Below are 10,031 nucleotides of genomic sequence, written 5' to 3'. Positions count from 1 at the left end.
GTCCTAACGAAGCTCCAAGAGCAAAACTCGCCAGGTTAGCATTTTTATCGCAAAATGTGTCTTTTAAGCCGATTTGATTACTTTTTAGGCCAATTTGATTAGTTTTTAGGCCGATGTGGCTGCTTTTGAAGAGAACCCGTCCGCTCGATCCTCGTCGCCAAAAACAGGCGTTCCCCGAGGCCCGTTCCGGAGCGTCAACGCAATCCCAAGTCGAAATCGAAGCGGCGTGCGACGACCTGAGGACTGCGTGCACTCCAGGCGACGGCGGCCACGTGGTGCGCGCTTGGGCGGAACTCAATGAGCCTGAGGGGTTCAACCAATTCCAGTGGCGGCGAGAGGATATAGGCCTCGCCGCTCCCGTCCATCCCAATCTCGAGTCCCACCCCGGCGAGGCCGACGCCGGCAGCCTTGAGCACGGCTTCGCGACAAGTCCAAAGCCGGCAGAACATGAGGCGGCGGGCCTCTGGCGCCAGTGACTCAAGTTGTGCGATCTCGCCGGGCGCGAACAGAGAACGGGCCATGGACATCTCGCCGCTCCGCGGGGCGACGCGCTCGACATCGACGCCGACTTGCCCGGCGGCAGCCACGGCCACAAGGGCAAGATCCCCCGAATGCGAAAGGTTGAAGGCGAGGCGCCCGTCCGCAAGGAACGGCTTTCCCTGTGGGGTCTCCCGCAGATCGAGCTCTCCCGGCGCTCGGCCGGTGTACATGGATAGCACCCGGCGTAAGCCGGCATGAGCTGCCAGATGGCGCCGCTGATCCTGCTCGAAAACAAACCGTCCGCCCCTGGTCAATTCGGCTGGATTGAGCACGGCCATGTCCGACTGCGAAAGGGGAGCATCGAGAGCAACCCGCCACACATGGACGTCGATCCCGAGAGCCGGCACCATCCGCCCACCGCCGTGCGGCAAGACAACTCCGCTTTGCTTCATCGTACAGTTCTCCCGGCCGGGCGAGAGGCAGGGCTCGGCCTGCTGCAGCAATACGGCATTGACGACTGCTCCCCAAGCTTTGCCCGTTAACACCATAAACCTACGCGATTCTTGTAACACCTCTCGGCACGCTCATCATCGGCCACGCTCTAACGCGCCAGAGTGAACCAGTCCAAAGGCCGGAGGGACTTGGCTGCGATGCGGGTGCGCACCGATTTGGAACAACGAGCCTCAGAGTACCAACCGAAGCGGAGTCAGGTCATTGAAGCCGGCTGTTGTGGCGCAGCACGAGGCCGACCGCGCCGAGCAATGCGTCGTTCTCCGTGTGCTTGCCAACGATTATCCGCGTGCGCAGCGCAGGTGCCACATCGCGGGACTTGATCAGCGTATGGCGTTCATATGACGCGATCAGTGGCGCCAGGAGAATGTCGCCCGCCAAGGCCATGCGGCCGCCGATTATGATGAGCGGCGGATTGAGCACCGAACCGATCAGGCCAAGGCCACGGCCGGCGAACTCGGCGGTGTCCTCGATCATCCGCAGCGCCCTCACGTCGCCCTGCTCGGCCATCATGATCACATCGTCCATCGTGACCGGCCGCCGCACGATGCGCGAAATCTGCTCGAGCGGCCGGGCAAAGCTGGCATAGAGCTCCAGGCATCCGCGATTGCCGCACCGGCAAAGGTCGCCGCCGGGATCGATACTGATGTGCCCGAATTCGCCGGCGCCGCCGGCGATGCCGCTCACCAGCCGGCCGTGCTGGACAATGGCCCCGCCGACGCCCAGATCGACCTTGAACAGCACGAAATCGTCGTGGCCGACGGCCGCACCCCACATCAGCTCAGCAATGGCCGAGCAGTTGCTCTCATTGTCGGCGAAGATCGGCTGTTCGAGGACCGGCCCGAACACATCGCGGATGTTGACCCCGGCCCAGGTCGGAACGATACTCGCGCGCAGCACCACTCCTTCGCGGCTGACTGGGCCCGAGACGGAGACCCCAACCCCCAGGAGCCCCGCCATCGGCAGACCGTTCTCTTCGTAGCATCGGGCAATTACTGACTTGGCGAGCTGGGCCGCCTGTTGCGGCTGGTAGTCCAGACCCATGGGGATAGTTTGTTCGGCTACGAAAGAATGCGAGACGTCGGCGACGACGCACCGCATCTCGTCGAGGCCCAGATGGATGCCAACGCAGGTGCCCGCAGCAGGATTGAGCGTCAATGTCGTGGCCGGCCTGCCAATGCCCCTGGCCGCGTCATGATGGGCCGAGGATTCGATCACCATCCCTGACTTTCTCAAGCCGTTGAGCGCGGTTGAAACCGTCGACCGCGCCAAACCGGTAATGCGGGTAATTTGCGACGCGGAAAGCACGCCGCGCTCGCGCAAGCATCGGACGATCAGGCTCTCCGGCGACGCGGACGGCCTGTCGATCAGCCAATTTCTAAGCGAAGGTTTGTTCATGATGAGCACAAGGCATGTTGACTGATAGCTCAAATATGTCATTTTGGAAAGAACGGAGATTACTGCATCTCGCCGGCCACGACCTCAAATCGCAGGCCACAAGCGGTCGAAACGAACCGTGCATCACATATGGGAGTGAAACGATGAAATACCTGAGGACGGCCTTTGCGGCCGCTACCGCCTTCACCTTGATTACCGGAACAGCGCTCGCGGAGCCGAAGACCAACCTCTTGCATCAATGGGCCACCGGATCGGACGCCCAGGCTATCGCCAAGCTCGGCGAGATGTTTACCGCCAAGGGTGGCACCTGGCAGCAGACCTCCATCGCAGGCCATACGGCCAATACATTGGCCAAACTGCGTGCCGATGTGATCGCCGGCAACGCACCTCCCGCTGTGCAGCTAAAGGGCCCCGAGATCGCCGAATGGAACGAGACGGGCATGACAGCCAATCTCGACGACCTGGCGAAGGCGGAAAATTGGGAGAAGGTCGTCGCTCCCGAATTGCTGCCGGTGATGAAGCCGACCGGGAATTGGGTGGCAGCGCCGATGAACATCCACCGCATCAACTGGCTGTGGGCATCGCCGAAGGTCATGAAGGATGCGGGCGTCAACGAGATGCCGAAGACATGGGCGGAGTTCAACGCCGCCTGCGACAAGATCGTGGCCAGCGGCAAGATCTGCATTTCACACTCAACCGCCGACTGGACCGACTCGACGGTCTTCGAAGTGGTCGTGTACGGTCAGGACCTCGATCTCTACAGGAAAGCTTTCGTCGAGGGCGACGTCGATGCCATGCGCAGCGACGGCATGGTCAAGGCCTTCGAGCAGTTTCGCACCATGACCTCGAAGTACATGGACCCCGGCATGAACGGGCGTGACTGGGATACCATGTCGCATCTCGTCGGCCGCGGCGAGGCCGCCTTCCACATCATGGGCGACTGGACGATCGGCCTGCTGACGGCCGGCGGCTTCAAGGAGGGCACCGACTATGTCTGCGCACAGGCGCCGACCGATTGGGGCAAGCCCGGCTTCATCTTGAATTCGGACTCGGTCGTGTTCTTCAAGCAGAAGGACCCGGACTACATCGAGGGACAGAAGCTGCTTGCCAGCATCATCCTGTCGCCCGAATTTCAGACCATTTTCAATCAGACCAAAGGGTCCATCCCGGCCCGCCTCGACGTCGATCTTTCGAACGGCTTCAATCCCTGCCAGCAACTCTCGCAAAAGGATCTGCAAGCCTCGATCGCCGCCGGCACGCTCGTCCGTTCGATGGCGCACAACATGACGGTGCCACAAAAGGTCCGCGGCGCAATAATGGACAGCATCACCGAGTTTGTAGCAACGCCGGATATGAGTGCGCAGGACGCGGCCAATGCGATGGCGGATGCGGCCGAAGCGCAGAAGTGACGCTGCCGATGATGGCCGGGGGCGAAGCGCCTGGCCAGACCTCGCCGGAGCAGCCCGATGTCCACCCATGATCTGATTGTACCAGCCGCAGCTGCCGCCGCCCGTCCGTGGCGCGAGCGCCTGGGCACGATGGTGCCCATTCTGGTGCTGGCGCCGTCGATTGCGGCGAGTTTCATCTATGTTTTCGTCTTCACATTCTGGACGCTCTACATCTCGCTGTCCAATTCGTCGCTGTTGCCGACCTATGGATTCGTCGGCCTGGACAACTACGCTTCGCTTTGGGCGAACCGGCGCTGGAACATCGCCTATACGAATCTCTTCCTGTTCAGCGGCTTCTATATCGTAGGCTCGATGGCGGTTGGCCTGCTGCTCGCGATCGCGATCGACCAGCGCGTCCGCGGCGAGGCGGTTTGGCGCACCATCTTCCTTTATCCGTTGGCGGTGTCCTTCATCGTCACCGGTACGGTGTGGAGCTGGCTGTATAACCCTGTCGACGGTATCCAGGCCTTCGTTCGCGGGCTTGGTTGGACCGACTTCAGCTTCGCCCTGACGGCCAACCGCAACACCGCGATCTATGCGGTGATCATAACCGGTATCTGGCAGTCGTCCGGTTTCGCAATGGCACTTTTCCTGGCCGGTCTGCGGTCGGTCGATCCGGATCTCGTCAAAGCCGCGCAAATCGACGGCGCGTCGGTTTTCCGGACCTATCGGAGGGTCATCCTGCCAACCATCGCTCCGATATTTCTGGCGGTGGCGGTCATTCAGATACAATTCGCCATCAAGACCTTCGACCTGGTGGCGGCGTTGACGCGGGGCGGGCCGGGCGTGTCCACGACCTTCCCCGCCATCTATGTCTACGACCTGATGTTCCAGCGCGGCCAAATCGGCGAGGGTGCCGCCGCGGCGATGATGATGCTCGCGGCGGTCGCGGTGGTGCTGGTGCCGTACTCCTTGTGGATCGTCTGGCGCCGGCGGGCGGAGGGCCGCAATGGCTGAAGTTGCCCCCAATGCCACGTTTTGATCCGGAGGAAGCCGCTGCCACGCGCCGGCATTTCTGGAGCCGCTTCCTTGTCTATGCCGTGCTGACGCTTTTCGCGGTCGTCTATCTCGTGCCATTGCTGGTGGTGATCTTCAACTCGTTGCGCGAGCAGTCGGAGATTGCCCGCAACGGCCTCATCTCCGTACCGCGCAGCTTCCGGTTCGATGCATGGGCGCAGGCCTGGGGATCCTACTGCGTCAGCGGTACCTGCGAGGGCATGAAGCGCAATTTCTTCAACTCGCTGGCGATGACGATCCCCGCCACCATCATCTCGACCATTCTCGGAGCGATGAACGGCTACATCCTCTCCAAATGGCGCTTCAGGGGTTCCGAACTGATCTTCAATCTGATGCTGCTCGGCGTATTCATGCCCGGCCAGATTTCGCTGATGCCGTGGGCGTTCCTGCTCGGCAAGCTCGGCTTGACCAATTCCACATATGGGCTGGTGTTGATCCACGTCGTCCAGGGCATCTCGTTCACCACCCTGTTCTGCCGCAATTTCTACGTCAGCATACCGGACGACCTGATCAAGGCGGCACGCATTGATGGCGCCGGCTTCTGGCGGATCTTCCGCAAGATCATCCTGCCCCTGTCGCCGCCCATTCTGATCGTCACCGTCATTTGGCAGTTCACCGGCATCTGGAACGAGTATTTGTTCGGCGTCGTCTTCACATCAGGCCAGCAGCAGCCGATTACCGCGGCACTGGTCGCGCTCACGGCCGGCGGCACGACCGCGCGTGCTTACGATGTGATGAGCGCAGCCGTGCTGATCGGCGCGTTGCCACCGCTGCTGATCTATCTGTTCGGGGGAAAATACTTCGTGCGCGGCCTCACCCAGGGCGCCATCAAATGAGGCGTCGCCCATGTCCGCGTTGATGATCCGCAACCTTCACAAGAGCTACGGCTCGCTCGAGATTCTTGCCGGCATCAATCTCGAGGCTAAGACCGGAGAATTCGTCGCCCTTGTCGGCCCGTCGGGTTGCGGCAAGTCAACCTTGCTCGCCATGATCGCTGGCCTCGAAACCGTCACGTCGGGCGAGATATGGATCGGCGACCGGCTGGTGAACTCCGTGCAACCCAAGGACCGCGACATTGCGATGGTGTTCCAGTCATACGCCCTCTATCCCACCATGACGGTGCGCCAGAACATCACCTTCGGCATGGAAAGCCGCGGCGTGCCAAAAGCGGCGCAGGCGGAAGCTGTCCAACGGGTTGCCGCGCTCCTGCAGATCGAACAGCTGCTTAAACGCAAGCCCGGCCAGCTCTCGGGCGGCCAGCGGCAGCGCGTCGCGATGGGGCGCGCCCTCGTACGCGACCCGAAGCTGTTTCTGTTCGACGAGCCCCTGTCCAACCTAGACGCCAAGCTGCGCGTCGATATGCGTACCGAAATCAAGAAGCTTCACCATCGCGTCGGCAAGACCACGGTGTACGTCACCCATGATCAGGTCGAGGCGATGACGCTTGCATCCCGCATTGCGGTGATGAACCAGGGCTCGGTCCAGCAGTTCGACACGCCGAAGCGGATCTACGACCGGCCGACCAACATGTTCGTTGCCGGTTTCATGGGATCGCCGGCGATGAATTTCATCCCCGCCCGGCTTACGGGATCGACCAGCATCTCGGTACGCGCCGCTGACGGCAGCGACGCCAGCCTTGCTCTTGCCGCGCCGATGCCCGCTGGTGCGCCAAAGGACGTCGTGCTCGGTATCCGGCCGGAACACATCTATCGTTTCACGACCGACCTGAAGTCGCGCAAAACTGCTGTGGCGTCCATGCAGGCGCCGGTCGAACTGGTCGAGCCGACCGGGGCCGAGACGCTTGCCGTGCTCAGGCTGGGTGACCTGGAGATCACCGGCCGTTTCGAGCCGGACGACGCTCCCGTCATGGGCGAGACGATAACGCTGGGCATCGATATGTCGCGCGCCTGTCTGTTCGATCCAACAACCAAGGCGCTTCTGTAATCGATGTCCGTACAATTCGCGACTTATCCGAGCTTGACCGATCGGGTCGTGCTGATCTCCGGCGGCGCCTCCGGCATCGGCGCCGATATGGTCCGTGCCTTCGCCTCGAATGGCGCCCGGGTAGCCTTTCTCGATGTGCAAGATGAGCCAGCGGAGGCGTTGGTGCGCGAGCTCGCTGGTGCCGCCGGGCAGGCTCCCTTATATCTCCATTGCGATGTGACCGACGTCGATGCCCTAAAGGCGTCGGTAGAAGGCGTGCGCGCGCGGCTTGGTCCGGTCGCCGCCCTGGTGAACAACGCCGCCAATGACCAACGCCATCCCATCGACGCGGTAACGGCCGACTGTTGGGACCGCAGCTTCGACGTCAATCTGAGGCATCACTTCTTCGCCGCGCAGGCTGTGCATCCGCATATGAAGGAACTCGGCTTCGGCTCGATCATAAACTTCTCTTCCATCGCCTGGCGTTTCGGAGCGGACCAGATGGTGGCCTATGCCACCGCCAAGGGGGCTGTGGTGGCGCTGACGCGTGCTTTGGCGCGCTCGTTCGGACCGGATAACATCCGCGTCAATGCGGTCGAACCCGGCGCCGTCATGACCGAGCGGCAACGCGAGCTGTGGTTCAAGACGCAGGAGGCAGTCGACCAGACGGTGCAGCGGCAATTGATCCGCCGCGTCCTGCTGGGCGAGGAGATTGCACGCACAGTGCTCTTCCTGGCAGCCGACGACAGCCGCATGATCACCAAACAGTCCATTACCGTCGATGCTGGTCTGCGCTAGTGACGCTTCTTCGCTCTCCATTGGAACCGCCAAGCTGATGCTTCGTCTCGGCCTCAACCCCTACGGACTGACCTATCATCTCGGACTGCAGGGCCGCGGCACGCCGCGGCACAATCCGGACGGCGTGGGGCTGGAAGGCTTCATTACGCTGGCGCAGGAAATAGGCGCACGCACGCTCGAGATCTACGAACCCTGGTTGACCGACTTGACTGACGCCGAAATCGTCGCCCTGCGCAGGCGTCTTGCCGCGCTGGACATCGTCCCGGTGGTGAGCGGCGGATTTCTAGTGGCAGGTCCGCTGGACAACGCCTTTCGGGCTGCTCGCCTGCTCGAGGCGACGACGATCCGTATCGCACTGACGCCTGTCCTGTGCGGCGACCGCAATGCGTGGGGACCGAAATGGAGTGAGTTCAACGCAACGATTCGCGCTGCCTTGACGGAATGGGGGCCGCGTGCGGCGGCCGAGGGCTGGATGCTCGGCATCGAGAACCATCAGGACTTCGGCAGCGACGAACTGGTTGCGTTCTGCGAACTCGGCGGGCCGGGTGTCGGCATCACCTACGACACCGGCAACACCTTTCCTGTCGGCGAGGCGCCGCTTGCCTTCACGCGCCGGATCGCGCCCCATGTCCGCCATGTTCACCTCAAGGATTATCGCATTCAGTTCACGGATGAGGGCTACCGTCTGGTCCGCTGCGCGATCGGCGACGGCGCCGTGCCATTCGCCGAACTGGCAGCCATCCTTGGCGAGCACCACGACACGCTGACGGCGGTGCTTGAGCCAGGCGCGCTGGAGGCCCGTCACGTTCGCTGGCTCACCGACGACTGGTGGAACGGATATGCGCCGAAGACCGCCCGGGAGTTCGCCGCGTGCCTGAGTGCTGCGCGCGTGAACCGCCTTGCGGACGACGCCGATTACCGCACGCCATGGGAACGGGACGATGACGGCGCGCTCGTTTCGTACGAGCTCGACATGATCCGGCGCAGCGCCGCCAACATGAAGAAGTTCGATTTCATTGCAATGGAGAAATCAGCATGACTGCCCGAGAACTCAGCGGCCTGACCGCCTTCGTAACCGGCTCGGGACGCGGCCTCGGCCGCGTGATGGCCGACCGCTTGGCCGGACTTGGCGCAAACGTCGCGGTCCACGACCTCGATTGGACCCGGCCATCTCAATATGGCGAATTCGCGGATCTCGGCGACTCTGCCCGGGGCTTGGAGAAGCATGGGACGCGGGTGACCGCGGTCACCGGCAATATAGGCGACAAACAAGCTGTCGCCGAAATGAAGAGGAAGATCGAGGCCGATCTCGGCGACGTGCACATTCTGGTCAACTGCGCCGGCGGCGACATCGGCGCCAAGGGCGTAAAGCCCAATCCCAACAACGCACTCGATATCGACTACGAAGACATCAAGGTTCTGACCGAGAACAATCTCATAGGCACGATGCTGGTCTGCCAGGCCTTTGTTCCGCCCATGATCAAGCGCGGCTCGGGCTCGGTGATCAACATCGCCTCGGCGGCAGCGCATATCGGATGCTCGCCCGAGGTGGTCTACTCGACGCTCAAGGCGGCTGTCGTCCATTATACGCGCTGCCTCGCCAAGGAATTGATCGACGATGGCGTGCGCGTCAATGCGGTGAGCCCTGGCGCCACCAAGACGGCACGCTTCCAGGCGAGCCGCGTGGTCGATCCGCAGCGTATGGACTCGAGCAAGAAATCGCTGAACCGGTATGCGGAGCCGGAAGAGATCGCCGAAGCGGTGGCCTTCCTCGCCGGTCCGCGCGCGCGCTTCATCAACGGGCAGGTAATCCGCGTCGACGGCGGTTTCACGATCTTTCCAGGTTAAGCCGCGACAGTTCACATCGGCTGCCCAGCTAAGCCTCGCCATCGAGCATAGCGTCACCGGGGTCGACCAGACCCACCCGCGCTTACGTTCGAAGCTTCGGTCCGTCGCGCGTCCGCATGAGCAGGATCGCCGCTATTTGACGCCCACGCTTTCAGGCCAGAGGACCTGGATTTCCTTTGGCAGCGCATCCCGCACCTTTGCCGACTGGCCAAGGTCGATATGCCGTGCAAGCACACGCAGCACCGCGCGTGCCGCATCCCCGGGATCGACAGCACGGGTCGATTTCAATTCATCGGCGATGTGTTGCAGGAACTCCTCGAGCGAGCGTGTCTTGTCGGGCATGTCGGCGGGCCGATAGCGATCATAGTAGGCGCCCCGCACGAGCAGCGGCAGTTCCGCTCCCAATTTAGCCGCCAGTCCGATCTGCAGCCTGTCCCGAAGGGTTCGCAGAACGGCGCCCAATGTATGCCAGGCGACGTGTCGATCCGGACCAAGATCCACCATGATCTCGTCAAGCCAGATGTTTGTTATCTGCAGCGTTTTGTCAAAGGCGTCCAAGCCGGTTGCGCTCATCGTCGCCTCCTCGAAGGTTCTGCGGGCGAAACGGCG

Annotated in this window: 10 protein-coding genes; 7 read left to right on the top strand and 3 right to left on the bottom strand. The window is 62.2% G+C overall.

The window, feature by feature from the left end; all coding sequences use genetic code 11:
• Positions 1–194: 194 nt before the first annotated feature.
• Together NKJ72_RS16930 and NKJ72_RS16925 are read right to left on the bottom strand one after the other, a co-directional pair.
• Positions 195–932 (bottom strand): 4'-phosphopantetheinyl transferase family protein, encoded by a 738-nt coding sequence (locus NKJ72_RS16930; RefSeq protein WP_352478373.1) that lies wholly within the window; start codon positions 930–932, stop codon positions 195–197.
• A gap of 259 nt (positions 933–1,191) precedes the next feature.
• The gene (locus NKJ72_RS16925; RefSeq protein ID WP_352478371.1) at positions 1,192–2,388 is read right to left on the bottom strand and encodes an ROK family transcriptional regulator; all 1,197 of its coding nucleotides are present in this window, start codon (positions 2,386–2,388) and stop codon (positions 1,192–1,194) included.
• A gap of 143 nt (positions 2,389–2,531) precedes the next feature.
• Here NKJ72_RS16925 and NKJ72_RS16920 point away from each other — a divergent pair, with 143 nt between their 5' ends.
• The 7 genes from NKJ72_RS16920 to NKJ72_RS16890 are packed head-to-tail and all read left to right on the top strand — an operon-like array spanning position 2,532 to position 9,422.
• Positions 2,532–3,797 carry an ABC transporter substrate-binding protein gene (locus NKJ72_RS16920; protein ID WP_352478369.1) on the top strand — a complete coding sequence of 422 codons (1,266 nt, stop codon included), beginning with the start codon at positions 2,532–2,534 and terminating at the stop codon, positions 3,795–3,797.
• 57 nt (positions 3,798–3,854) lie between these two features.
• Entirely contained in the window at positions 3,855–4,793 is a 939-nt protein-coding gene (locus NKJ72_RS16915) for a carbohydrate ABC transporter permease (RefSeq protein ID WP_254817038.1), read from the top strand.
• An 11-nt stretch (positions 4,794–4,804) separates the two neighbouring features.
• Positions 4,805–5,689 (top strand): carbohydrate ABC transporter permease, encoded by an 885-nt coding sequence (locus tag NKJ72_RS16910; RefSeq protein ID WP_352478367.1) that lies wholly within the window; start codon positions 4,805–4,807, stop codon positions 5,687–5,689.
• Between the two features lie 10 nt (positions 5,690–5,699).
• Positions 5,700–6,797: an ABC transporter ATP-binding protein gene (locus NKJ72_RS16905; RefSeq protein ID WP_352478365.1), complete on the top strand. Its 1,098-nt coding sequence runs from the start codon at positions 5,700–5,702 to the stop codon at positions 6,795–6,797.
• 3 nt (positions 6,798–6,800) lie between these two features.
• A complete protein-coding gene (locus NKJ72_RS16900) occupies positions 6,801–7,574 on the top strand; it encodes an SDR family NAD(P)-dependent oxidoreductase (RefSeq protein WP_352478363.1) in 774 nt (257 codons plus the stop codon).
• Between the two features lie 37 nt (positions 7,575–7,611).
• Positions 7,612–8,613 carry a sugar phosphate isomerase/epimerase family protein gene (locus tag NKJ72_RS16895; RefSeq protein ID WP_352478361.1) on the top strand — a complete coding sequence of 334 codons (1,002 nt, stop codon included), beginning with the start codon at positions 7,612–7,614 and terminating at the stop codon, positions 8,611–8,613.
• Positions 8,610–9,422, top strand: coding sequence for an SDR family NAD(P)-dependent oxidoreductase (locus NKJ72_RS16890; protein WP_352478359.1), 813 nt, complete (start codon positions 8,610–8,612; stop codon positions 9,420–9,422). The genes NKJ72_RS16895 and NKJ72_RS16890 overlap by 4 nt, the downstream gene beginning before the upstream one ends.
• Before the next feature lie 132 nt (positions 9,423–9,554).
• On the opposite strand, the gene NKJ72_RS16885 is transcribed toward NKJ72_RS16890, so the two are convergent.
• On the bottom strand, positions 9,555–9,995 hold the full coding sequence (locus tag NKJ72_RS16885) for a DUF2267 domain-containing protein (protein ID WP_352478436.1): 441 nt from the start codon (positions 9,993–9,995) through the stop codon (positions 9,555–9,557).
• Between the last annotated feature and the right edge of the window lie 36 nt (positions 9,996–10,031).

Source organism: Mesorhizobium sp. M0045, assembly GCF_040323385.1.
Lineage (GTDB): Bacteria > Pseudomonadota > Alphaproteobacteria > Rhizobiales > Rhizobiaceae > Mesorhizobium.
This window is presented reverse-complemented; position numbering and strand designations above follow the sequence as displayed.

Bases quoted from the DNA above. Each gene is read 5' to 3' on its own strand.
- NKJ72_RS16930 (WP_352478373.1), bottom strand. From the start codon at position 932: ATGAAGCAAAGCGGAGTTGTCTTGCCGCACGGCGGTGGGCGGATGGTG.
- NKJ72_RS16925 (WP_352478371.1), bottom strand. From the start codon at position 2,388: ATGAACAAACCTTCGCTTAGAAATTGGCTGATCGACAGGCCGTCCGCG.
- NKJ72_RS16920 (WP_352478369.1), top strand. From the start codon at position 2,532: ATGAAATACCTGAGGACGGCCTTTGCGGCCGCTACCGCCTTCACCTTG.
- NKJ72_RS16915 (WP_254817038.1), top strand. From the start codon at position 3,855: ATGTCCACCCATGATCTGATTGTACCAGCCGCAGCTGCCGCCGCCCGT.
- NKJ72_RS16910 (WP_352478367.1), top strand. From the start codon at position 4,805: ATGCCACGTTTTGATCCGGAGGAAGCCGCTGCCACGCGCCGGCATTTC.
- NKJ72_RS16905 (WP_352478365.1), top strand. From the start codon at position 5,700: ATGTCCGCGTTGATGATCCGCAACCTTCACAAGAGCTACGGCTCGCTC.
- NKJ72_RS16900 (WP_352478363.1), top strand. From the start codon at position 6,801: ATGTCCGTACAATTCGCGACTTATCCGAGCTTGACCGATCGGGTCGTG.
- NKJ72_RS16895 (WP_352478361.1), top strand. From the start codon at position 7,612: ATGCTTCGTCTCGGCCTCAACCCCTACGGACTGACCTATCATCTCGGA.
- NKJ72_RS16890 (WP_352478359.1), top strand. From the start codon at position 8,610: ATGACTGCCCGAGAACTCAGCGGCCTGACCGCCTTCGTAACCGGCTCG.
- NKJ72_RS16885 (WP_352478436.1), bottom strand. From the start codon at position 9,995: ATGAGCGCAACCGGCTTGGACGCCTTTGACAAAACGCTGCAGATAACA.